Origin of the sequence: Andreprevotia chitinilytica DSM 18519 (assembly GCF_000711875.1) — a bacterium.
GTDB classification, from domain to species: Bacteria; Pseudomonadota; Gammaproteobacteria; order Burkholderiales; family Chitinibacteraceae; genus Andreprevotia; species Andreprevotia chitinilytica.
In genome coordinates this window covers 345,093-367,452 of the sequence record NZ_JONM01000001.1, presented here as the reverse complement: position 1 = coordinate 367,452, position 22,360 = coordinate 345,093, and the positions used below count along the sequence as shown (strand labels likewise).

Annotated in this window: 19 protein-coding genes; 4 read left to right on the top strand and 15 right to left on the bottom strand. The window is 58.5% G+C overall.

Annotated elements, in window-relative coordinates; all coding sequences use genetic code 11:
* Nucleotides 1–7: 7 nt before the first annotated feature.
* The 9 genes from der to ndk form a co-directional block, all read right to left on the bottom strand.
* On the bottom strand, nucleotides 8–1,381 hold the full coding sequence (der, locus tag BR41_RS01670) for a ribosome biogenesis GTPase Der (RefSeq protein WP_051709771.1): 1,374 nt from the start codon (nucleotides 1,379–1,381) through the stop codon (nucleotides 8–10).
* On the bottom strand, nucleotides 1,381–2,541 hold the full coding sequence (bamB, locus tag BR41_RS01665) for an outer membrane protein assembly factor BamB (RefSeq protein ID WP_051709769.1): 1,161 nt from the start codon (nucleotides 2,539–2,541) through the stop codon (nucleotides 1,381–1,383). Before bamB ends, der begins: the two co-directional genes overlap by 1 nt.
* A gap of 1 nt (nucleotide 2,542) precedes the next feature.
* Nucleotides 2,543–3,172, bottom strand: a complete 630-nt coding sequence (locus tag BR41_RS01660) for a YfgM family protein (protein WP_035051963.1) — start codon at nucleotides 3,170–3,172, stop codon at nucleotides 2,543–2,545.
* Nucleotides 3,173–3,225: 53 nt separating this feature from the next.
* Nucleotides 3,226–4,497: a histidine--tRNA ligase gene (gene hisS / locus BR41_RS01655; protein ID WP_035051961.1), complete on the bottom strand. Its 1,272-nt coding sequence runs from the start codon at nucleotides 4,495–4,497 to the stop codon at nucleotides 3,226–3,228.
* Between the two features lie 78 nt (nucleotides 4,498–4,575).
* Nucleotides 4,576–5,853, bottom strand: a complete 1,278-nt coding sequence (gene ispG / locus BR41_RS01650) for a flavodoxin-dependent (E)-4-hydroxy-3-methylbut-2-enyl-diphosphate synthase (RefSeq protein WP_035051959.1) — start codon at nucleotides 5,851–5,853, stop codon at nucleotides 4,576–4,578.
* Nucleotides 5,854–5,866: 13 nt separating this feature from the next.
* The gene (locus BR41_RS01645) at nucleotides 5,867–6,850 is read right to left on the bottom strand and encodes a RodZ domain-containing protein (protein WP_035051956.1); all 984 of its coding nucleotides are present in this window, start codon (nucleotides 6,848–6,850) and stop codon (nucleotides 5,867–5,869) included.
* Nucleotides 6,847–7,608: a type IV pilus biogenesis/stability protein PilW gene (gene pilW, locus BR41_RS01640; protein WP_035051954.1), complete on the bottom strand. Its 762-nt coding sequence runs from the start codon at nucleotides 7,606–7,608 to the stop codon at nucleotides 6,847–6,849. The genes BR41_RS01645 and pilW overlap by 4 nt, the downstream gene beginning before the upstream one ends.
* Nucleotides 7,609–7,619: 11 nt before the next feature.
* Entirely contained in the window at nucleotides 7,620–8,744 is a 1,125-nt protein-coding gene (rlmN, locus tag BR41_RS01635; RefSeq protein ID WP_035051952.1) for a dual-specificity RNA methyltransferase RlmN, read from the bottom strand.
* A gap of 18 nt (nucleotides 8,745–8,762) precedes the next feature.
* A complete protein-coding gene (gene ndk / locus BR41_RS01630; protein WP_035051950.1) occupies nucleotides 8,763–9,191 on the bottom strand; it encodes a nucleoside-diphosphate kinase in 429 nt (142 codons plus the stop codon).
* Between the two features lie 223 nt (nucleotides 9,192–9,414).
* Here ndk and BR41_RS01625 point away from each other — a divergent pair, with 223 nt between their 5' ends.
* Entirely contained in the window at nucleotides 9,415–10,188 is a 774-nt protein-coding gene (locus BR41_RS01625; protein ID WP_035051948.1) for an SPOR domain-containing protein, read from the top strand.
* A gap of 69 nt (nucleotides 10,189–10,257) precedes the next feature.
* Here BR41_RS01625 and BR41_RS01620 read toward each other — a convergent pair whose 3' ends face one another.
* The 4 genes from BR41_RS01620 to BR41_RS01605 all read right to left on the bottom strand — a co-directional run bounded on the left by BR41_RS01620 (nucleotide 10,258) and on the right by BR41_RS01605 (nucleotide 14,160).
* Nucleotides 10,258–11,409, bottom strand: coding sequence for an NAD(P)/FAD-dependent oxidoreductase (locus BR41_RS01620; protein WP_035051946.1), 1,152 nt, complete (start codon nucleotides 11,407–11,409; stop codon nucleotides 10,258–10,260).
* Between the two features lie 52 nt (nucleotides 11,410–11,461).
* Nucleotides 11,462–12,400, bottom strand: a complete 939-nt coding sequence (locus BR41_RS01615) for a LysR substrate-binding domain-containing protein (protein ID WP_035051944.1) — start codon at nucleotides 12,398–12,400, stop codon at nucleotides 11,462–11,464.
* Nucleotides 12,397–12,921, bottom strand: a complete 525-nt coding sequence (locus tag BR41_RS01610; RefSeq protein WP_035051942.1) for a disulfide bond formation protein B — start codon at nucleotides 12,919–12,921, stop codon at nucleotides 12,397–12,399. The genes BR41_RS01615 and BR41_RS01610 overlap by 4 nt, the downstream gene beginning before the upstream one ends.
* Before the next feature lie 63 nt (nucleotides 12,922–12,984).
* A complete protein-coding gene (locus BR41_RS01605; protein ID WP_035051940.1) occupies nucleotides 12,985–14,160 on the bottom strand; it encodes a patatin-like phospholipase family protein in 1,176 nt (391 codons plus the stop codon).
* Nucleotides 14,161–14,474: 314 nt separating this feature from the next.
* On the opposite strand from BR41_RS01605, the gene guaB reads away from it, so the two are divergent.
* Nucleotides 14,475–15,941 carry an IMP dehydrogenase gene (guaB, locus tag BR41_RS01600; RefSeq protein ID WP_035051938.1) on the top strand — a complete coding sequence of 489 codons (1,467 nt, stop codon included), beginning with the start codon at nucleotides 14,475–14,477 and terminating at the stop codon, nucleotides 15,939–15,941.
* Nucleotides 15,942–16,021: 80 nt separating this feature from the next.
* On the opposite strand, the gene BR41_RS01595 is transcribed toward guaB, so the two are convergent.
* Together BR41_RS01595 and BR41_RS01590 are read right to left on the bottom strand one after the other, a co-directional pair.
* The gene (locus BR41_RS01595; RefSeq protein WP_051709767.1) at nucleotides 16,022–17,851 is read right to left on the bottom strand and encodes an alkaline phosphatase family protein; all 1,830 of its coding nucleotides are present in this window, start codon (nucleotides 17,849–17,851) and stop codon (nucleotides 16,022–16,024) included.
* A gap of 146 nt (nucleotides 17,852–17,997) precedes the next feature.
* Nucleotides 17,998–19,149, bottom strand: coding sequence for an alpha-D-ribose 1-methylphosphonate 5-triphosphate diphosphatase (locus BR41_RS01590; protein ID WP_035051936.1), 1,152 nt, complete (start codon nucleotides 19,147–19,149; stop codon nucleotides 17,998–18,000).
* Between the two features lie 185 nt (nucleotides 19,150–19,334).
* On the opposite strand from BR41_RS01590, the gene phnF reads away from it, so the two are divergent.
* Nucleotides 19,335–20,072 (top strand): phosphonate metabolism transcriptional regulator PhnF, encoded by a 738-nt coding sequence (gene phnF, locus BR41_RS01585; RefSeq protein WP_245615787.1) that lies wholly within the window; start codon nucleotides 19,335–19,337, stop codon nucleotides 20,070–20,072.
* Between the two features lie 212 nt (nucleotides 20,073–20,284).
* Nucleotides 20,285–22,339, top strand: coding sequence for an acid phosphatase (acpA, locus tag BR41_RS01580; protein WP_051709761.1), 2,055 nt, complete (start codon nucleotides 20,285–20,287; stop codon nucleotides 22,337–22,339).
* Nucleotides 22,340–22,360 lie beyond the last annotated feature (21 nt).

The window sequence follows — 22,360 nt, the reverse complement described above, 5'->3', positions numbered from 1 at the left end:
CTAAGACTTACCGATCTGCGTTTTTCCGGCGACCAGGATGGATACCTGGTTTGCGCGGCGCTGTCTTGTCATCGTACGGATTTTCGCTCATCTTGAATTGCACCCGCAGCGGTGTGCCCTGCAATTTGAATAGCTTCATGAAGCTATGTTCCAGATAACGCCAATATGACGCGGGCACAAGATTGAGCGCATTGCCGTGAATGATGACGACCGGCGGATTCATGCCCCCTTGGTGGGCATAACGCATCTTCGGGCGAACTTTGCCAGCCAACGGCGGCTGTTGACGCTCAATCGCCAACTGCAATGCCTTAGTCAGTTTAGGCGTTGGAATCTTGATCATGGCAGCGTGATACGCCTGATCAATCGACTTGAACAAGTCACCCACGCCCTGCCCCGCCAGCGCCGAGATGTAATGGAACTTGGCAAAATCCAGAAATGCCAGCTTCCGATCAATCTCGCGTTTGATGCGATCACGCTGCTCTTGCGTTGCCGCTTCCCACTTGTTGACTGCAACAACCAGTGCGCGGCCCGACTCGAGCACGAAGCTCGCAACACGCGCGTCCTGATCTGACACTTCCTGCATGGCATCCAGCACGAGCACCGCCACATTCGCGTCTTCAATCGCCTGCATGGTCTTGATCACCGAGAACTTCTCGATCATCTCGGTTACCTTGCCGCGCTTACGTACACCAGCGGTGTCGATGATCGTATAGGGCTTTTCGCCACGCTCGAAGTCGATGTAAACCGAATCGCGCGTCGTGCCCGGCTGGTCAAACGCGATCACGCGTTCTTCACCGAGTACTGCATTGACCAGCGTCGACTTGCCGACGTTCGGTCTGCCAACGATGGCGAATTTGGGATGATCTGCCGCCTCTTCTTCAACGGGCACTTCAAAGCGTTCGAGCACTTCGTTGATGAGATCGCGAACACCCTCGCCGTGACTGGCCGAGATGGCAACGGGATCGCCCAAGCCCAGCTCGAAAAAGTCTGCCGTAACCACCGCGCGCTGCATGCCCTCGACCTTATTCACCGCCACCCAAACCGGGCGATCAATCTGGCGCAAGCGCTGGGCAATGATCTTGTCTTGCGGCGTGATGCCAACACGGCCATCGACGATAAAGACGATGGCGTCGGCCTCGTCAACCGCTTGCAGCGTCTGACGGGCCATTTCAAACATGATGCCTTCATCAACGACCGGCTCGAAACCACCAGTATCGACGACAAAGTAAGGTTTTTCGCCAACACGTCCGTGGCCGTAGTGGCGATCGCGCGTCAAACCGGGCTGGTCGGCAACCAGCGCATCGCGCGTCTTGGTCAACCGGTTGAACAACGTCGATTTGCCGACGTTGGGACGACCGACCAATGCAATTGTGGGTTTCATTACTTATTCACTTTGAGGGCAAATACATTGCCCGACTGCGTTTGCACGATCAACTTGTCGTTGATCGCTTGCGGTGCGGCTGCGATACGGCTGCCATCGGTGGCCAATTGACCAACCAGACTACCGTCTTCCGGATTAAGGAAGTGAACATAACCTTCGTAATCGGCAACGGCGACTTTTCCGTTCACGATCGCCGGTGAGCCGACGCTGCGTGCGACGAGCTTGTCTTGCCGCCACAGGCTGCGCCCGCTGATCCGCTCGAATGCTTGTACTGCACCTTCAGCATCGACGAGATAGAGGTGATCGCTATCCACCGCTACGCCGGAAAAGCTGGATGCTTCACGCGACCAAGCCAGTGTGCCATTCAGCACGCTAAAGCAGCTCACGCGGCCTTGATAGGCGGCGGCACAAACCTGATTGCCGGTCACCACCGGCGCGGACACCACGTCGGCGACCCGCTCAAGCTCAGTCGCGCCACGCGGCAAGGCCACCGGGCTATCCCACAATACGCGACCATCAACGATACCGAGCGCAACGAGACGACCACCAGCCAAACCAGCCAACGCAGAGCCTTCAACCACCGCCATCGGTGCGAAGTTACGCAGCGTCAACGCCGGCAATTGGCGCTGGAATTGCCAGACCCGGCTGCCGTCCTTGGCAGACAAACCGCTAATGCGGCCATCCCCGGTGCGAACCATGACGATATTTTGCGCAATAGTCGGTGGTGCAATGATTTCGCTGGACAACTGCACCTTCCAGCGCGACTTGCCATCGTCACCGAAGGCAAACAACTCACCCTTGAGCGTGCCAACTGCGATCAGGTCACCATTGGCGCCGACACCGCCAGCCACTGGCTTTTCAAGCTGGACTTGCCACAGCTTCGCGCCGGTATCGACGTTAAGCAGTGCAAGCGTATTCGCAGCACCAGCAACAACCAGCTTATCGCTGCCCAATTGCGCGGGCAGGAAACGGAAATCAGTCTGGGCGCCGATATTCGTGCGCCAGGCAACCGTCGCACCCACCTTGTTTTGCACTGCCGGCAACGGCGATGGCGTGGGCGCATTGCTCACAGCACCACAACCGGCCAACAGCGCTGCCGCAAGGGCGGCGAGGCCAAGAATACGAGCCGACTTATTGCCAGCCAATACCACCATCGTCATATCAGGAGTTCCCCAATGCTGCGAGTTTGACCTCGACGAACTGATAATTCGGCGCGCCTTTTTCCAGTTTGGCGAGCGTTTGCTTGTACGCGTCACGCGCACCGGCAACATCACCCTTTTCGATCATGATGTCACCGCGCATTTCCGAGAAGAGCGGCATGGATGCCTCTTCTTCGCGCCCTTGCAATGCAGCCAGTGCGGCATCGTATTGCTTCTGATCAAGTGCAACGGCAGCAATCCGCAGACGAGCTGCATCGCGCAGCCCAGCTTCATCCGCATGGCCCGCAACCCATTGCAACTGGGTGGTGGCAGACTTGAAGTCGCCGGCATCGGCAAATGCCTTGGCTAGCAATAACGTGGCACGGGCAGCGTAACCGGTACCGGCATATTCGTTTTGCAGCTTTTCAACATCCGGACGAAGCTTGGCTGCATCGGTGGCCCCAAGCACTTCAACCTTGACGTAAATTTCGGCAGCCGCATGCGCCTGCTTCTCTTGGTACGAGCTCCAGCCCTGCCAACCTGCATAGCCTACGAGGCCCGCGACAACTGCTACCGCCAGGTATCTGCCCCAGTCTTGCCACCATGCCTTCAGCTCGGCGATTTGTTCTTGTTCTTGCAGATCAAAAGCCATTTTTCGTTATCCTTGCGACGCAATGCCGCTCAATAAAGTAAAGCCGCCCCGGATTATGCCGTAGCGGTGATTCGTGCCGCCAGCTCAGCTTGCGGCAAAGTGATTTGTTCTCCGGCGCCGTCACCGGTAAGACGCTTGAGATTGGCGGTGCCAACCTCGGCTTCGGACTCTCCGATCACAACGGCAAAACGGGCGCCAGAAGCATCCGCCTTCTTGAACTGGGACTTGAAACTGCCACCGCCTGCGTGCAGTACCACCTTCAAGCCGGCGGCGCGCAATGCGTTCGCGGTCTTGAACGCGGCGCGACCGGCCGCTTCCCCGTCATTGATCAGATAAACATCGGGTGCATTGGCGGGAATCGAGACGGACTGCGCTTCCGTCAGCAACAACAAACGCTCAATGCCAATTCCAAAACCAACCCCGGGGCACGGCTTGCCACCGAGTTGCTCAACGAGACCATCGTAACGGCCACCGGCGGCCACAGTTGCTTGCGCGCCAAGCTCAGTCGTCGTCCACTCAAAAACGGTTCGATTGTAATAATCAAGACCGCGAACGAGTCGATTATTCAGTTTGTATGCAATGCTGGCGTCGTCGAGCAGCGCCTTGACGCGCTCGAAATGGGTATGCGATTCAGCGCCAAGGAAGTCGGACAGTTTCGGCGCATGCTCAGCCATCGCCTGCATCGCCGGGTTCTTGGTATCGAGCACACGCAAAGGATTGGTATGAAGCCTGCGCTTGCCATCCTCGTCAAGGATGTCCACGTGCTGTTCCAGATAAGCGATCAATTCAGCCCGATGCGCCGCACGCTCTGCTGCATCGCCCAGTGAGTTGAGCTCCAGCGATAGGCCAGTCAGCCCCAAACGTTGCCACAGATCTGCCAGCATGACGATCAGTTCAGCGTCGACCTCTGGACCGGCAAAGCCGAATGCTTCGACACCAACTTGATGGAACTGACGATAACGTCCTTTTTGCGGACGCTCGTGCCGGAACATTGGCCCGGTGTACCACAAGCGCTGCGTCTGGTTGTAGAGCAGCCCGTGCTCGATACAAGCTCGGACGCAGCCAGCGGTCCCTTCGGGACGCAGCACCAGCTGCTCACCATTGAGGCTGTCCTCGAAGGCGTACATTTCCTTCTCGACGATATCGGTATGCTCGCCCACACCGCGCACAAAGAGTGCGGTTGCCTCAACGATCGGGGTGCGAAGCTGCTGATAGCCATAGGCGGCCAGCCAATCGCGTACGACGGCTTCGAAATGCAGCCAGCGAGGGGAATCCGCCGGCAATACATCATTCATGCCGCGGATGCCCGAGATGGTTTTACTCATGTTCTACAACCTGTGGAATGGAAGACATGAAACATGAAGCGTGATGCTCTTGCAGCACACTTCACATCTCACGAAAAATCAAATGACCTTCAACGGGATCGTCTTGTTAACTGCTTCGGCACGTTTGGCACCGCCCGCGCCGTAGCGTGTCTTGACGTAGTCTTCGACGATCGCCTGGAACTCGACGGCCACTTGCTCGCCCTTGAGCGTCACCGTTTTCTCGCCGTCGACATAAACCGGACAAACCGGAACCTCACCGGTGCCGGGCAGTGAAATACCGATATCGGCCAGCTTGGATTCACCCGGGCCGTTCACGACACATCCCATGACGGCGACCTTCATTTCTTCCACGCCCGGATAGGCATCACGCCACACCGGCATCTGCACGCGCAGGAAGTCTTGAATGTCGCGAGCCAATTCCTGGAAAACAGTGGAAGTCGTCCGGCCGCAACCAGGGCAGGCCGTCACCAGTGGTGTAAAGCTGCGCAAACCCATGGTCTGCAACAACTCCTGTGCAACGATGATTTCCTTGGTACGGTCGCCGCCCGGCTCCGGGGTAAGGGAGATACGAATCGTGTCGCCAATGCCTTCTTGCAATAGCACCGCCAGCGCCGCGCTCGATGCAACGATCCCCTTGGAACCCATGCCCGCCTCAGTCAAACCAAGGTGCAAGGGGTAATCACAACGTGCGCCAAGATCGCGATAGACAGCGATCAAATCCTGCACGTGCGAAACCTTGCACGAGAGGATGATCTTGTCGGCCGACAAGCCCCAACCAATCGCCTGATCAGCCGATTCGAGTGCCGAGCGGATCAGCGCTTCGCGCATGATGGCTTCAACAGGCAGCGGCTTGGCCAACTTGGCGTTTTCGTCCATGAGCTTGGTCGCCATTGCCTGATCCAGCGACCCCCAGTTGACGCCAATACGCACCGGCTTGTCGTACTCGATGGCCTTCTCGATCATGAAGGCGAACTTCTCGTCGCGCTTACTGCCTTTGCCCACGTTGCCAGGGTTGATCCGGTACTTCGCCAATGCTTCGGCGCAGTCAGGGTAGTCCCGCAGCAGTCGGTCGCCATTGAAGTGGAAGTCGCCAACGATTGGCACCTTGCAACCCCAATTTTCGAGCTTGGTCTTGATGGTGGCGACCTGGGCCGCAGCCTCGGGGCTATTCACCGTGATGCGAACCGCTTCGGAGCCAGCACGCCACAGCTCGAAAATTTGCCGCGCGGTGCCTTCCGCATCCACGGTATCGGTATTGGTCATCGACTGGACCATGACCGGGTGGTCACTGCCAACCCAGACGTTACCTACTTGTACTTGGCGGGTTTGCCGGCGGGGAATCAGAACGTCACTCATGAGAAAACTTCTTTTATTTCAATTCGAGGGTAGCCACGTCGGTCTTGGTATATCCGGTCAGATCAATGGCCTGACCACGCAAGTAAAGACGGGTCTTCGGTGCATTACCGATCTTCAAGCGATACGGCGGCTTACCGCCAACCGAACGACTCTCACCTTGCTTGACGATCTCGGAGATCAATTTGTTACCGTTGCCGTCAAAAACCTGCACCCAGCTATCCGCTTCAGCAACGATGCGGACTTCGCCGTTACCGACTACTGACGAGGCAGCCGCAGATTTTACCGCGCTTGCTATCGGAGCGGATTTGACGCCGCTCGCAACGGATGCAGCCTTGGCAACGCTAGCGCTAATTGTCGCAGGAACCGACGCGGCCACCTTTGCTGAAACGCTGCTCGCAACAGCCGATGCAGCGGCCATTACAACCACTGACGAAGCTGGCGAACTGGCCTTTACTTCTTCATCGCTGATTGCAACGGCCTCGCTGGCGATATCAGCCACCACCGATGAAGCAGCAACAGCCGATGAGGCAACCTCAGGTACGTCCAGACTCGGCGATGCCGGCTGCTGCAAATACCAAAACGCACCACCGCCACTAATGATCAGCCCGATCAGCGCTCCAAGAATAAGTTGGATGCGCCGACCGGTGGTACCACCGCCAACGCTGCCCATCGAAAATGCAGCTTCTTCCTGCACTTTGGGCAACGCAGTCTGCACTCGCTCGGCCGGCAGCGTTGCAACCAAATCGGCAAGGATCGGCTCGGGGTCTATCTGCAATAAGCGGGCATAGTTACGGACGAATCCGCGTGCAAATGTATTGCCTGGCAAACTACCAAACTCGTCCCGTTCAATGGCATTCACTTGGGTACGGGTCAGCTTGAGCTGTTGGGCTGCCTGCTCAAGCGTCAAACCAAGCTGTTCACGTCGTGCCTTCAGGCGCGCGCCAACACTGGGAATGTCTGCGCGGCCAGCAGTTGCTTCTTGTTCTGGATGATTCATTCGGCGGGAGCGTCGTACTGATTGGTCAAAAGACGGGCAGTTTCAAGCGAATCCGGATATTGCTTGCGCAGCAAATCCGCATAGCGGGCTTCATTGTCCTGATTGCCGAGCGCATGTTCAACGCGCACTGCGAGCCAAGCCATTTGCGCACTCGGCTGGGTCAATTTTTGCGACTCGATCAAATAACGTTTGGCTTCAACAAAATCCTTGCGCTTGAGGTCAAGTTCAACCAATTCGATCCGCGCAGTAAGACTAGAAGGACGGAGGCGCAATGCGCGCAGTAGATAGTCTCGTCCGCCATCCAGATCGCCCGATTTGGCCGTGCACTGACCAGCATTGACCAAGGATCTGTCCGGCGTTTCATAAAGCGGGTTCTGCACCGCTTTCATATAGTAAGCGACCCCTTCCTTGTATTGCCCTTGTTGGCACAAGAACCAGCCGTAATTGTGGTTGATATCAGGGTCATCCGGGGTCAGCCGCAGCGCCTCCAGGAAATTCTTTCTGGCGGGCGCAGCCTCCTTGAGCTCGGAATAAATCAACCCAGCCACGCTATATGCCGACGCGTACTTGGGATCGGCCGCGAGTGCCTTTTGAATTTCGTCGAGCGCGGTACTGTATTGGCCGCGCTTGAAATATTCGGCAGCCAGTTGTGTGCGGATACTGGCACGTTGCGCGGGGCCTGACAGCTCTTCAGCCCGAACCGCACCACTTACAATCAGCACCAAAGTCAGAAGGAAAGCGATGGATTTGGGCGTCATATTGCCTCGCGTCAGGGTCGGAAGATTATTGGTTTTGTTTCCACGGCATGCCGCTCGGCGCGCCGGGTCTTGTCCTTGACCTGCCCGGCCAGTTGGCCACATGCAGCGTCGATATCATCGCCACGGGTTTTTCGCACCGTTGCTACATAACCAGCGTCGATCAAAATATCCCGGAACGCGAGGATAGCATCCCTGCCCGATCGGTTATAGCCCGCACCGGGAAACGGGTTCCAGGGAATCAGGTTGAATTTGCATGGCACATGCCGAACCAGCTCCGCCAGCTGACGGGCATGCTCAGGTTGGTCATTGACGCCATCGAGCATCACATACTCGAAAGTGATGAAATCGCGCGGTGCTTTTTCGAGGTAGCGATTGCATGCAGCAAGCAATTCTTTAAGGGGATATTTCTTGTTGATCGGCACGATTTCATCGCGGATCGCGTCATTTGGTGCATGCAAGGACACAGCCAGCGCAACCGGACAAGCATCACGCAAACGATCCATTGCGGGCACGATCCCGGAGGTGGACAAGGTGACGCGCCGACGGCTCAAGCCGTAAGCATTGTCGTCCAACATCAAGCGTAACGCGGCAACGACGTTCTCGAAATTCGCCAGCGGCTCGCCCATGCCCATCATCACAACATTGGTGACAATCCGGTTATCTTCGTTAACGGGAGCACCAACTCGGGCTTGCGCAGCGGTCAGGCGATTTTCCGCCCACCATAGTTGGCCAATGATTTCGCCCACAGAGAGGTTGCGGTTGAAGCCTTGTTTAGCTGTCGAGCAAAAACCGCAGTCGAGCGCACAACCGACCTGGCTCGATACACACAACGTGCCGCGATCATCTTCTGGGATGAACACAGTTTCGATACCGTTGCCGACACCGACATCAAGCAGCCACTTGGCGGTGCCATCACTGGCAATCTGTTCAGCGAGCATGGCTGGTGCCTTGACTTCAGCCCCGGCGGCCAGCTTCTCGCGAAAGGTTTTCGCGATATCGGTCATCTGCGCAAAATCCGCCTCGCCCCGCTGATGAATCCATTTCAGCAGTTGCTTGGCGCGGAACGGTTTTTCACCGTACTGAACCATCAGTTCAGCGAGCCCTGCGGCATCGTAATTGAGCAGATTGACCGACATCTCGTTTCCTACCTGGTCTTAGCGACCTGCGTACACTTCGCTGGAAGCGAAGAAGTATGCAATTTCAATTGCAGCGTTTTCGGCGCTATCCGAACCGTGCACGGCATTTGCATCGATCGAATCGGCGAAATCGGCGCGAATCGTACCCTTTTCAGCTTTCTTTGGATCGGTCGCGCCCATCAGTTCACGGTTCTTCAATACGGCGCCTTCGCCTTCGAGCACCTGGATGAACACCGGGCCGGAGACCATGAAGGACACCAGATCGTTGAAGAAAGGACGTTCCTTATGCACAGCATAGAAGCCTTCGGCTTCAGCGCGCGACAGCTGCTTGAGCTTGGCGGCAACGATCTTCAGGCCGGCGGTTTCAAAACGGTCGTAGATCTTGCCAATCACGTTCTTGGCAACGGCATCCGGTTTCACGATCGACAGGGTGCGTTCAATAGCCATGTTTACTCCAGACAGGTTGAGTTAGGAAAATAGGGTTGGAAAAATGAATAGGCCGGAATTCGCGTGACAGCCTGGGTTTACAGCCCGAGTACTTTGGGATAGCCTCATTTGCGCTATTTGTACATTCCGGTGCTCTAGCGCCCCGCGCTCGATCTAAATAGCCGGACATGATAACAAATCCACACCACTCCTGCCTTACAACCAGATTAAAGTACTGCACGCCATGAGCGATGGTTTCGACCCGATTTTGCAACAGGCCGAACAACGCCGCCTGCGCGAACAAGTACTCTGGCGTCTGGGGATTGCTGCCGGCCTGATCGCCGTGGTCTTGGGCGGTATCTATCTGCTTGATCGGCCCGACGAAAAACCTAAACTGGAAACACCCGTCGCCACGCCACGTATCGCGCCGCAAGCGAGCGAACCGGAAGTCATTGCGGCAAGTGAGCCGGCATCGGCCCCGGCTATAGCATCACAACCTGCCAGCGCTGCTGCGGTAACACCTTCGACTCTCCCTGTGACGCAAGTTCCGGCCACCAATGCACCCACGGTAGCGCCAACCGCCGCGCAAACACCGCTCATCCGTCCGATCACCAAGCTAGGCAAAACCACCGTCCTGCCCGAGGTCGAAGAGGCCCAAGCCCCGGCCAAAGCCACAATCACTGCGGCCCCGCGCACAGCGAACAACGCGCTGCCCGGCAACCTGGTCCGCCGTACACCGACACCAAACGAAAGCCTGCTGGAACCACAAACTTTACTGACCGGCCCCAGCCATTTCGAAGCCACCCGTGGCCCCAATGGATATACAGTGCAAGCCGGCGTCTTCCTGCATTCAGACAATGCGGAGAAGCTACTGCAAAAACTGCAAGCTGCCGGCATTCCCGCCTACCTGGAAACCCGTGTGCAAATCGGGCCGTTCAAGAACAAGGCAGAGGCGGATGCTGCCGCAGCCAAGTTACGTGCACTCGGTATTGAGCCGGTATTGAAGAACAGCAATTAAGCTCTGCCATTGCATCAACGAAAAACGGGCCACATCTGGGGCCCGTTTTTCGTTGATGCAGAACAGCGATCAGGCCAACCAGACTGGCAACTGCGGCGCTAACGTTTGCCGCTGTTTGCTTGCCTCACCCAACAAGGCAAAACCCAGCAACGAGCCATCTGCAGCAATAAACTTCGCCTCTACACCGGTCTCGTCGGTATTCACCTGCCACTCGCCAGCCATACCGGTCAAGGCAGGCGCAACAACAGTCGGGCAAGCCGGTGTCTTTACCACCACCGGCATTGCAGGATATTTCACCGGCGTCGGCGTGCCAGCCAGCGTGGCTGCCAAGGTTCGCACCTGCTGCATGATCGGCAGCACGAACGGCAGATTCAGCCCGTTCACTTCCGCCGTATCACCGATCGCGAAAATGGCCTCGTCGGAGGTCTGCAACAGGCGATTGACCACTACGCCACGATCAACCCGCAAATCAGCAGCCTTTGCCAAGGCAACGCGTGGACGCAAACCAACCGCGGACAGCACCAGATCAGCCTCAACCTTGGTGCCGTCGCTCAGCGCCACCCGAAAACCACCCTCGCACCGATCCACCGAACCTGCCGAGACCTCGAAACGAAAATCGACACCCGCGGCAGTCAATCTTTGCGCCAGATATACGCCGGCAACCTGCGGCAGCAAGCGTGACAACGGCCAGGCAGCAGGATCGACCAAGACCGGCGTCACGCCACGCGAAAGCAAATCGTTGGCAAACTCGCAGCCAATCAGCCCAGCGCCAAGAATGACCACCCGTTTTACACCGTCGAGCCGGGCGGCAAAGCTGGCGTAGTCATCCAGATCGTTAACCGAAATCACCTCGTTCGCCGCATCGCCTGCCAACGGCAGCCGGATGGGGTCCGCCCCTTGGGCCAACACCAGCCTGGAATAGGCGATGACCGCACCGTCGCTTAGCGTTACCTCATGCTTCGAACGATCGATCGAGATCACTTCACAACGAACATGGATGACTGCCTTCAGCTCTTCGGTCATCTTCTCGACCGACTTCATCACCAACATTTCAGCAGTCTTGTTGCCGGCTAAAGCGTTGGACAGCATCGGCTTGGAATAAAAGCCGCCACCGTCACGCGTGATCAAAACCAGCGGGGTCGCTTGGTCGAGCTTGCGAAATTCGCGGGCGAGGTTATAGCCGGCAAGACCGGTTCCGATGATAACGACGGGCGCACTCATGCCTGATTCAATCCTGTATTCAATGGGGTTTCTGATATTTCTGATAAGTGAGTCATGCGACTGCAGCTGCTTCTTGCACCCAACTCACCGATGGCAAACCGGATGCAAGCACGGCTTGCCGCAACGCCTCCACCGCAGCCATGCGCGGGAAATTCTTGCGCCACGCCATGATGACCCGGCGCGTCGGTGCGGGCTCAACAAAGGGGCGAATCGTCAACAGGGCCTCATCAGCAGCTGTCACCGATGTCGCCGGCAACACGGTCACACCGATACCACCGGCGACCATGTGACGAATCGTCGTCAGCGATGAACCTTGCAAGGTGCGCTGCAAGCTACCGGCCGGCAGGCTTTCGCGATTGAGGTCTGGGCAGGTCTGCAATACGTGATCACGGAAGCAGTTACCAGGCGAGAGCAGCAATACGTTTTCTTCCGACAACTTCTCGGAGTCGATGCGTTTGAGCTTTTCCCACGGATGCCCCTTGGGGGTGGCAACGACGAAAGGCTCGTCGTAGAGCGGCTGCGTGCTGACGCCGGATTCGAAAAACGGCTCGGCAACGATGGCGATATCGATCTCGCCCTGCTTGAGCATTTCCGCCAATCGACTGGTGTAGTTCTCCTCCAGCAGCAATTGCATCTGCGGTGCTTTTTCGCGCAGCGCCGGAATCAGGCACGGCAGCAGATAGGGGCTGATCGTATAAATGATGCCGAGCCGCAGCGGGCCGGCGAGCGGGTCTTTACCCTGCTCCGCCAGCTGCTTGACCACCTGCACCTCTTCCAGCACGCGCTGGGCTTGCTCGACGATGCGTTCGCCACTCGCGGTCAATGTCACATCACCGGCCGAGCGCTCGAACAAGGTCACGCCCAGTTCGTCCTCCAGTTTTTTTACGGCGACCGAGAGGGTGGGCTGGGAAACAAAGCAGCTCGCCGCAGCGCGGCCAAAATGCCGTTCGCGCGCCACAGCGACGATGTAGCGGAATTCGGTCAGTGTCATGCGGGCCTCCTAGCAATTTCACGGCAGTACCGCACGCAGGCCCATGCGGTGAATCCAGCGATGGCAAGCGCAGCCAATAGCATCCAGACCGGCACGGACACGCCAAACAAGGAGAAATTGATCTGGCTGCAATCGCCAACCGGGCGGATCAGCATGCCGACCCATGCTGGCCACGCGTTCAGATCAATGGGAAATGGCAGGCTCGATGCGCAAGCGACCGAAGGATCAGGTGGGCCATATTGCAGACGCAGATTCCACGCCGCCATGCCCGCTGTATACAAGGCTGCAATGCCGATCAACGTGCCGATGATGCCGACGCCAGCGCGGCTACCGGGCTTCCAGATAGCGGCAATCAAGGCCAGCAAACCGATCGCGATCACGCCGATGCGCTGATAAACGCATAACAGGCACGGCATGACCCAGTTATAGATTTGGTGATACATCGCAAAGCCGATCATGCCGGCACATGCGAGAAACAAGCAGAAGAAAAAGACACGCCAACGCAGCAAGAAAGACAACATGAATACGCTCCATCGATTGTTTTTTTCAATCGGGGAGATTGTAGCAGTCCGAGTTCCGTTGGCCTAACCCGGGTCTGTTCGTTGTCCCGGCACTAATCCCAAGAATGCTTCCAGCGCCGGGCGTTTGGCCATAGCGTCCTTATAGCCAAGCTGGATCAGTGCTCGCGTGTATTCTCCGTGGAACAGCAGGTAGCTTGCCACCACCGAACCCTGCCGCCGGAACGCGCCCAGCCCGCCCAGCAAAAAGCGCAGCCCCCACGGGAAAGTCGATTTATGCGGAATCGACAACCGCTCCAACGGTTGCGAGGGGGCAATGGTCAGCACCTCGATGGGTTGCAATTCAAGCTGACTGGCTTGATCGATCGGCAATGTCGACAGGGTGCGATTGATGCGCTTGAGTCGTTCCAGATCGGTTTCCAGCGCATCCAGAAAGACGCTGTTCATCAGATGACCAGCCACCTGCGCCAAGGTCGGATAGGCATCGGTTTTCTGTCGCAATGCGCCCTCTTCCTCGGCCGGCGCCACCCCGACTACCAGCAACTTGCGCGCGCCAAGGTGGATGGCCGGGCTGATTGGCGCAATTTGCCGCACCGAACCATCGCCAAAGAACTCACGGTTGATATGAACCGCCGGGAACACCAAGGGAATCGCGCTGGAGGCCATCAGATGATCCAGATCGATCAGCGTTGGCGTGCCGATCCGCTTGGCACGCCGCCAGCCATCGAACGATGCCTTGCCCTGAAAGAAACTGACCGACTCGCCCGAGGTATAACCGGATGCCGTAATGGACAGCGCATCCAGACAACCTGCATCCACATTCGCCTGGATGTTGGGTAGCTCGACCAGCTCATCCAGCAATGAACGCAATGGTGCGTTATCCAGAAAGCTGCGTGGGTTATGCCGCCCCATCCCGCCGACCAGCAATGAGATGACCCAGTGCGCCGCCCGTGCAGCCAATTGCGGCAACCCCGCACGGTAGACGCGATCCGGCGTCAGCGTTTCCCACGCGTGCACCAGCTTGAAGACACTCTTCTTGAAATGATGTGCACCGCAGGCCAACGCCGTGGCATTGATTGCGCCGGCCGACGTGCCGCAGATGATCGGGAAGGGATTCGGGCATCTCCTTGGCAGGATGCGGGCAATCGCCAACAGCACCCCCACTTGGTAAGCCGCGCGCGCGCCCCCGCCCGACAAGATCAGCCCGGTCGTTTTGCCCGGCTTGTAGATGGCTTGCTTCATTTCCTCCGCTCCAGGGCGTTTTTTGTTTTGCTTTCTATGAAGCTAGCTGGGCTTACAAGTCTCCGCAATCACGCACCGCAACATAAGGGTGCGCAACAAAGGGCCTCTGGCGTTGTTGCTCGGTCTGGCCGTACATGAAGTACTGTCTGCGACCGAGCGCCTAGCCAGAGGCCCTTTGTTGCACACCCTTTGTCTCTTTCGAATTAACTACTGCAATTGGCCGCCACTGGCCGAGCCATGCAAGCGAAGCAGCCCGTAGCTTAGGCCGCCGTCATTCGGTATAATCGATTTTTGCCGCCCAAGGATTGCGCCCCATGCGTATCGTTCAGAAAGCCCTGACCTTTGACGACGTCCTGCTCGTTCCCGCTCATTCCAATATCCTCCCGCGCGATGTTTCGCTTGCTACGCAACTGACGCGCAATATCCGCATCAACCTGCCGTTGGCATCCGCTGCCATGGATACGGTGACTGAAGCCCGCCTTGCCATTGCGATGGCACAAGAAGGTGGCATCGGCATCGTGCACAAGAACATGAGCGCTCAATTGCAGGCGCTCGAAGTCTCCAAGGTCAAGCGCTACGAATCCGGCATCGTCAAAGACCCGATCACCATCCGCCCGGATCTGCTGGTACGCGATGTACTGGCACTGACACGGCAACACAAGATTTCCGGTCTGCCAGTGGTAGACGCCAACGGCCAGGTCGTCGGCATCGTCACCAACCGCGACATCCGTTTTGAATCCCGCCTCGATGTCCCCGTCTCCTCGATCATGACGCCGAAAGAACGGCTCGTGACCGTCAAGGAAGGCACCAGCATCGATGAAGCCCGTCGGCTGATGCACGAACACCGTCTCGAACGCGTGCTCGTCGTCGACAACGGTTTCCGCCTCAAGGGCCTGATCACCGTCAAAGACATCATCAAGACCAGCGAACACCCGAACGCAGCCAAGGACGACCTGGGCCGCTTGCTCGTCGGCGCAGCCGTCGGCACGGGCGAAGGCACCGAAGAACGCGTGACCTTGCTGGCCGAAGCCGGCGTGGACGTGATCGTGGTCGATACTGCCCACGGTCACAGCCAAGGCGTATTGAACCGCGTGAGCTGGGTGAAGAAGAACTTCCCGAACGTACAAGTGATTGGCGGCAACATCGCCACCGCCGCCGCCGCTCTCGCGCTGGTCGAAGCCGGTGCGGATGCCGTCAAGGTTGGTATCGGCCCCGGCTCGATCTGCACCACGCGCATCGTTGCCGGTGTGGGCGTGCCGCAGATTTCCGCTGTTTCCAATGTGGCCGACGCACTGGCTGGCACCGGTGTGCCGCTGATTGCCGACGGTGGTATCCGCTTCTCTGGCGACATCGCCAAAGCACTCGCGGCCGGCGCGCATTGCGTAATGCTGGGCGGCTTGTTCGCCGGCACCGAAGAAGCCCCGGGCGAAGTCGAGCTGTACCAAGGTCGCTCGTACAAGAGCTATCGCGGCATGGGTTCACTCGGTGCGATGCAACAAGGTTCTTCCGACCGCTACTTCCAGGAAGAAAACACCGCCAATGCCGAAAAACTGGTGCCGGAAGGCATCGAAGGCCGCGTGCCGTACAAGGGCCAGCTGACCGCCATCGTGCATCAACTGGTGGGCGGCATCCGTTCTTCCATGGGCTATCTTGGTTGCGCCAGCATCGACGAAGTGCATGCCAAGGCCGAGTTCGTCGAGATCACCTCGGCCGGCATCCGTGAATCGCATGTGCATGATGTGCAGATCACCAAGGAAGCGCCGAACTACCGGATGGAATAAGGCGCAAGCCAATACCCCCCAAAAGAAAACCGGGAAGCTGCGAAGCTTCCCGGTTTTTTCATGCCCATGCTTTTCGCAGCTTAATTGCTGACCACGAATGTCACCGGACCTGCCAGCGTGGTATAGCCATCGTTGTAGCAATACCAAGCGGTGTAAGTACCCGGCGACAGGTTGGCGGTGCTGAATGACACCACCCCACCCGCGTTCGGCACGTACTGCCATTGTAGGGACGACACCGACCCTGGCGTGCTGCCCTGCTTGTAGATGCCAACCCAGTTGCTGGCGCTCGTCATACCGGCTGTGCTCATGTAGTTGAACACGATGTTTTCGCCCTGCAACACGTTCGGCATTGCCGCTGTCAGCGATGGCGACGTGGGCGGCGTGCGCTGGGTGAACGGATCGTTGATCGGCTGCGCGTAGGTATCGTTCGCGGTCAACGGCGCCAAACCCAAAGCAGCTTCAATCGTCCGGCCGGCGCTGTAGTGGTTGTAACTCACATTGCTGACCGTGCCGCTGCCAGCCAGACCCGGCGAGGCATAAACGATGGCCCCGACATGATTGGTGGCGCTGGCAGATGATTCATCCCACGTCAGGATCAGCAACGAGCGCTGATTGTTCCACGCAGGCGACGCAAACACCGGTTGCAGCGTTTGTTTGAGCCAACCATCCTGCACTTGCACGCTGGTGGCAGAACCGTTGCCGGATGCTTCACCGTCGTAATAATCATCGGCGGCAATCCACGAGAAATTCGGCGTGGTCGCTGCTGATTGCAGATCGGTGCCGAGCTGCGTGGTATCGACCAGATGCGCCGCACACCGGGTGGGGTTGCCGGAGATATTGGTGAAGTTGATGAACGGCGCATCATCCGGCGCGTAATAGCTATCGAAATTCTTGTTGGTGTTACAGGGCGTGCCCATGCCTTGTTCGTAGGCTTTCCAGCTCTTGCCGGCGGCTTCGATTTCATCACCGATGTGTTTCGCATTGACCTTGATATTGGGGAAGTAAATCGCCCCACTCACAAAGACATCGCCCCCCGCAACCGCCAGATAGTTCTCATCACTCGGATGATAAACACCGCTGTAGTTAGTCAGCAGTGTGCCGCCATTGACCAGTGAATTGATAAACGGCGCGTTGCCGGTGTTGCCGATGACCTGCGAATAATCGGTGTTCTCCATCATCACGAAAAACACATGATCGAATTGCGGCACGGACGATGCTGGCGCAGCCAACGACGGCGTAGCAACTGGTGTCGACAAGGTCAGCGACAAGTTATCGGCGTAGCCCACGTTGTACGAACCGCTGGTATTGATGAACTGCAATTGCACGGCGATGGAACGCGTACCAGCCGGCACTGCGCCCGAATCGGCCTTGGCGATGAAGGCATTGGCATTGCCCCGCGCACTGGCCGTCCCGCCGGACAATCTGCCCGGCGTACCCAGCACGTTGCCTGCCGCGTCGAGGAAGGTCGCCGTCACCACCGCCTGGCCGCTATAGATACCGTAGCCGCCCAACCAGCCGGATAGCGAGAACGTCACCGTGCCGGTATCGATGGCGCTACTGGCCGAAGTAACGCTGATCGTCTGCATCAGGGCCGAATCGCCATAGGGGCCATCGGCGATAAATGCCTTCCCCGCCGCAGGGGACGAAGGCTTGGTGAAGCTGGCGATCGAATGGCAAACCTGCGTCGGGTTGCCCAACAACACCTGCCAGCCCGGCACCGTGGTCACGGTTTTCCAGTCGGTGGTGCACAGGCCGGATTCACCGTCGCCATTCACGATCAGATTGCCGCTGCTGGCGGCACAGGCCACACCCGCAACGGCGAACAACGCCATGCCGGCCAAGCCACCCACCGCATATTTCCAGGCACCCGCCAGCTTTTGATTCAACAACTTGTTTGTCACCACGCTCATCACACCCTCCATCTGGTTGATCTTCCCGTTTGAACGATGCACGGCATGCCGTGGCACATCGTGCGGTGCAGATGGTAGTGAGGGTGGTTTACTGCGGCGTGTAGCGCAGGCGATCACTGCGGGAATTGATCCAACCCCGTGGCTGATCAAAAGACCGGCTGACCAGCCCGATAGGTCGTCACCACAACCGGATCGGAACCAACCACCCGCACACGGACCAGATCAGCACGTCGGCCAGCTGCAAGCATGCCGCGATCGCGCAGACCAAGCGCTTGCGCCGGTTGCAGCGTGGCGGTGGCAACGGCATGCGGCAAACTCCAGCCGGCAATCCCTGCCAACAAGAAGACCCCTTGCAACAGCGCCGCCGGCACATAGTCGGACGACAAGATATCGATCAGCCCGGCCTCGGCCAACGTATGAGCGCCCACATTGCCGGAATGCGATTTGCCCCGCACCAGATTAGGCGCACCAGCCATCACCCGTTGCCCTGCACCGCGGGCAGATCGAGCGGCCAGCAACGTCGTCGGGAACTCTGCCAGCGTCACCGCACAACGGGCAGATTCAGCGACCTCCTCCAACGTCGAATCATCATGACTGGCCAAGGGAATGCCACGTGCCCTCGCCTGCTCGACAATCGCCTGGCGATGGCCAGGCACCAAAGCGGCTTGCTGTTGGCGGCGTTCCGTCACCAGCGCATCAAAGTCCTCGTCGCTCCAGTAGCGTTGGTTGCGACTGTAATAGAGACGGTATTGCGCCAGATCGCGGTATTGGCGTTGCCCCGGGGTGTGATCCATCAACGACAACAGACGCAGCAGCGGATGGCCCAGCAACGGCATCAGCGTGGATAACAAGGCGGGATAGGCCAGTTCACAGCGCAAATGGAGCAAGTGTTCGCAGCGCAGCAATCCATTGAGCGAGGGATCAAGCAGCACCTCGCACACCGGGCCCAGCGTTGCGGTACGGCTGTCATCTCCTTCCAGATCGCCAACCGCCATCGCATCCAGCACGGTGGTGATGCCGGCCGCTGCCAATTGCGCATCGTGCGCGATCAGTGACGGAATGGCCGGCCACAACACGCCTGCGCGTGGCATCAGGTGTTTTTCCAGATTGTCCGAATGCAGCTCGATCAGCCCCGGCAGCAGATAGTCGCCACCGCAATCGATCGCATCGCCGCCACCGGATGTATTTGCCGGCGAGCCGGTTTCGATAGCCGCAATCAATCCATCACTCACCCGAATGCCGCCAAGCACCACGGCATCAGGTAGCACCAGTCGGGCGTTGTTCAACCACAGGGACATCGGCAGGCCTCCAGCCAGAAAGATGCCGCATGCTAGACGTTTTCCATCGCGCTGTACCGCGCCTGCCGCTACGGCCATCGCCTGTTATGAAAATGTCATCTTTCCCCATGCCGCGTTCGCGATAATTCGTCCATTTTCCCGACATGGTCAGCACGCGGGACGTGGTCAGAAGGACGATGAAAGTGATGGAACAAGACACGCAGCTCACGCTGTGGCGCAAGGTGGAGTTGCGTTTGTACGACGAAATCGCTGTCGGCAAACACGCGGCGGGTGAACGCCTACCGGCCGAAACCGAGCTGGCCGAGCAATACGGCGTGAACCGCCACACGCTACGCAAAGCCATGAAATCGCTGGCCGACAAAGGCGTCATCGTGATCAAACGCGGTCACGGCATGTTTGTGGCCGAGCAGGCGATTACCTACCCGGTCTCGCGCCTGACGCAATTCGGCAAAAACATGCAATCGCGCAATGTCGCCTGCCAGATCGACATCCTCAGCTCGGCCCTGATCGCGGCCGATGCTGAAATCGCCGGCTATCTTGATCTGCCAGCCGGGCAGCCGGTGTACGAACTGGACGTATTGAGCACCGTGGATGGCTGCACGCTGGATTTGAGCACCATCTATTTTCCGGCCGAGCGCTTTATTGGTTTTCCGGATGTGTATCGCCAGACCAAATCCGTCACCCGCTCGCTGGCACATTTCGGCGTCGCCGATTTTTCGCGCCGACTCACCCGCGTGGCAGCGCGCATTCCCGATGCCGACCTCGCCCGCCGCATGAACCTGCCCCGCAATCAGGCCGTGCTACATGTGCAGTCGGTGAACGTCGATGCCGCTGGCGTACCGGTGCAATACGGCATCGCCCGTTTTGTTGGCAATCGGCTGGAATTGCTGTTTGAAAGCGAGATTCCAGCGGTGGTTGAGTAATCAGTAGCTCCCAGCGCCCTTTACCAATCATTCCCCCAAGGTCATCCATCAACAAATTCCCCCACTTGTCTAGACCACCTTCATCAGCCTTTCACCCCTCGTCCTTACCATCCGCCGCCGAGACCCAGTCTTATCCCGCATGCGCAAGATGGGAGGGCAGCCTGACCATTCCGGCAGGTGCGCCGACATGCGGAATTCTTCGCGAGGCACACATGAAAACGAACCCCAGGTTCAAACTGAAGCGGTCGGTACTTTGGCCGGCACTCTCCTTGATCGGCGCAGCGGGCATCCTGACGGGTTGCGGCGGCAGCGACGACAGCACCAGCGCCAACACCACGGTATCCGGCACGGTGGTCGGCAGTTATTTCCAGAATGCCAAGGTGTGTCTGGATCTGAACGGCAACGGCGTTTGCGATGCCAACGAACCGAGCACCCGCACTGATGCCAACGGCAAATACACCCTGACCGGGCCGGCTGCCGCAGTGGTGGCCGAGATCGGCACCGATGCCATGCGCCTTGATCCGGCCACCAATACCACCACCGCCGTTACCAGCAAGATCGTGCTGCGTGCGCCGCAAGCCGCGCCCGGCGTGATCAGCCTGCATTCCACCGCCGTGGTGGAAGAGATGGAACAGAACAACCTGGCCTTTGCCGATGCGGCCAAGAAAGTCGCCGGCAACCTCGGCGTGACCCAAGCGCAGCTGTTGGAAGACTTCAACACCGAAGCCGACGCCACCGTCAAAGCCACGCTCAAGCAAGCCTCCAACGACGGCCTCGTGCGCATCCAGAACGCGCTCGCCGCGCAAAAGAACGGCGACGACGTACGCCAGCTGTTACGTTCCGCCACCACCGGGCTCGATCCAGTGCAGAACATCGTGGTGATCTACGCCGAGAACCACAGCTTCGACAATATGTTCGGCCTGTTCCCCGGCGCCAACGGCGTTGCCAACGCCACCAATCCACAGCTGGATCGCGATGGCTCGACCGTGTTGCCCAGCATGATCCCGAACTGGGACGCGGCCCCGAATGACGCCAGCTGGAACTTCCTGACCAGCCTGCCGAACAAGCCCTATCAGCTGAACAACAACGTGCCGCTGACCACCGTCACCACCGATCTGGTGCACCGCTTCTATCAGAACCAGATGCAGATCAATGGCGGCAAAAATAACCAGTTCGCGGCGTGGTCGGATGTCGGCGGCTATTCGATGGGCTATTACGACACCTCTGCCCTGCAGCTATGGTCACTCGCCAAGCAATACGCACTGGCGGACAACTACTTCATGGGCACGTTCGGCGGCTCGTTCCTGAACCATCAATGGCTGGTGTGCGCCTGTGCGCCGACCTTCGCCAATGCGCCGACCAAGCTTGTTGCCGTGCTCGACAAGAACGGCAATCTGGCCATCGACCCAAGCTCGCCGACCAGCGCCACCAAGGGCGCGCCAGTGTTCACGCATGACGGCAAAGTCACACCGGATGGCTTTGCCATCAACACCATCGAACCGCCCTACCAGCCGACCTACACCCCGTGGGTGACCGGCAGCAATCCGATGCTGACCGACCCGGCCGGCAACCCGCTGCCGCCGCAAAGCAACACCACCATCGGCGATACGCTCACCGCCAAGAACGTGAACTGGAAGTGGTATGCGGGCAACTACACGCTGGCACTGCAAGATGCCGCGCAAGACCCGAGCAAACCGCGCAACGTGAACTGGGCGGAAAACCCCGGCCAGCCGGACTTCGAGCCACACCATCAGCCGTTCAACTATTACAAGCGCTTCGACCCGACCACCACCACCGGCCAAGCCGAGCGCGCCGCCCACTTTGCCGATGAAACCGACATGCTGGCCGATGCCAAGGCTGGCAAGCTGCCGCCGGTTGCGTTCTTCAAACCCAAGGGCGAGGTGAACGAACATCCGAACTACACCGACATGAAGAGCTCGGACGCCTACCTGGCCGGCATCGTGCAGCAACTGCAAGCCAGCCCGCAATGGAAAAACATGGTGATCGTGTTGACCTTCGACGAGAACGGTGGCTTCTGGGATCACGTCGCGCCGCCCAAGGGCGACCGCTGGGGCCCAGGCAACCGCGTACCGATGATCGTGATTTCGCCGTACGCCAAGAAGGGCTATGTCGATAGCGCACAGTACGACACCACCTCGATCCTCAAACTCATCACCCGCCGCTTCGGTTTGCAGCCACTGGCCGGGGCGCAGACCCGCACCAACGTAGGTGACCTGACCAATGCGCTGGATTTGACTCAGCACTGATCATGTAATGCATGGTATGCG

Excerpts from the sequence above, each read along its gene's own strand:
- ispG (WP_035051959.1), bottom strand. The coding sequence starts at position 5,853 with ATGAGTGACGTTCTGATTCCCCGCCGGCAAACCCGCCAAGTACAAGTA.
- BR41_RS01615 (WP_035051944.1), bottom strand. The coding sequence starts at position 12,400 with ATGACACTGACCGAATTCCGCTACATCGTCGCTGTGGCGCGCGAACGG.
- rlmN (WP_035051952.1), bottom strand. The coding sequence starts at position 8,744 with ATGTCGGTCAATCTGCTCAATTACGATGCCGCAGGGCTCGCTGAACTG.
- hisS (WP_035051961.1), bottom strand. The coding sequence starts at position 4,497 with ATGAGTAAAACCATCTCGGGCATCCGCGGCATGAATGATGTATTGCCG.
- BR41_RS01620 (WP_035051946.1), bottom strand. The coding sequence starts at position 11,409 with ATGAGTGCGCCCGTCGTTATCATCGGAACCGGTCTTGCCGGCTATAAC.
- der (WP_051709771.1), bottom strand. The coding sequence starts at position 1,381 with ATGAAACCCACAATTGCATTGGTCGGTCGTCCCAACGTCGGCAAATCG.
- pilW (WP_035051954.1), bottom strand. The coding sequence starts at position 7,608 with ATGACGCCCAAATCCATCGCTTTCCTTCTGACTTTGGTGCTGATTGTA.
- acpA (WP_051709761.1), top strand. The coding sequence starts at position 20,285 with ATGAAAACGAACCCCAGGTTCAAACTGAAGCGGTCGGTACTTTGGCCG.
- BR41_RS01645 (WP_035051956.1), bottom strand. The coding sequence starts at position 6,850 with ATGAATCATCCAGAACAAGAAGCAACTGCTGGCCGCGCAGACATTCCC.
- BR41_RS01660 (WP_035051963.1), bottom strand. The coding sequence starts at position 3,172 with ATGGCTTTTGATCTGCAAGAACAAGAACAAATCGCCGAGCTGAAGGCA.
- ndk (WP_035051950.1), bottom strand. The coding sequence starts at position 9,191 with ATGGCTATTGAACGCACCCTGTCGATCGTGAAACCGGATGCCGTTGCC.
- phnF (WP_245615787.1), top strand. The coding sequence starts at position 19,335 with ATGGAACAAGACACGCAGCTCACGCTGTGGCGCAAGGTGGAGTTGCGT.
- BR41_RS01610 (WP_035051942.1), bottom strand. The coding sequence starts at position 12,921 with ATGTTGTCTTTCTTGCTGCGTTGGCGTGTCTTTTTCTTCTGCTTGTTT.
- bamB (WP_051709769.1), bottom strand. The coding sequence starts at position 2,541 with ATGACGATGGTGGTATTGGCTGGCAATAAGTCGGCTCGTATTCTTGGC.
- BR41_RS01625 (WP_035051948.1), top strand. The coding sequence starts at position 9,415 with ATGAGCGATGGTTTCGACCCGATTTTGCAACAGGCCGAACAACGCCGC.
- BR41_RS01605 (WP_035051940.1), bottom strand. The coding sequence starts at position 14,160 with ATGAAGCAAGCCATCTACAAGCCGGGCAAAACGACCGGGCTGATCTTG.
- BR41_RS01590 (WP_035051936.1), bottom strand. The coding sequence starts at position 19,149 with ATGTCCCTGTGGTTGAACAACGCCCGACTGGTGCTACCTGATGCCGTG.
- guaB (WP_035051938.1), top strand. The coding sequence starts at position 14,475 with ATGCGTATCGTTCAGAAAGCCCTGACCTTTGACGACGTCCTGCTCGTT.
- BR41_RS01595 (WP_051709767.1), bottom strand. The coding sequence starts at position 17,851 with ATGAGCGTGGTGACAAACAAGTTGTTGAATCAAAAGCTGGCGGGTGCC.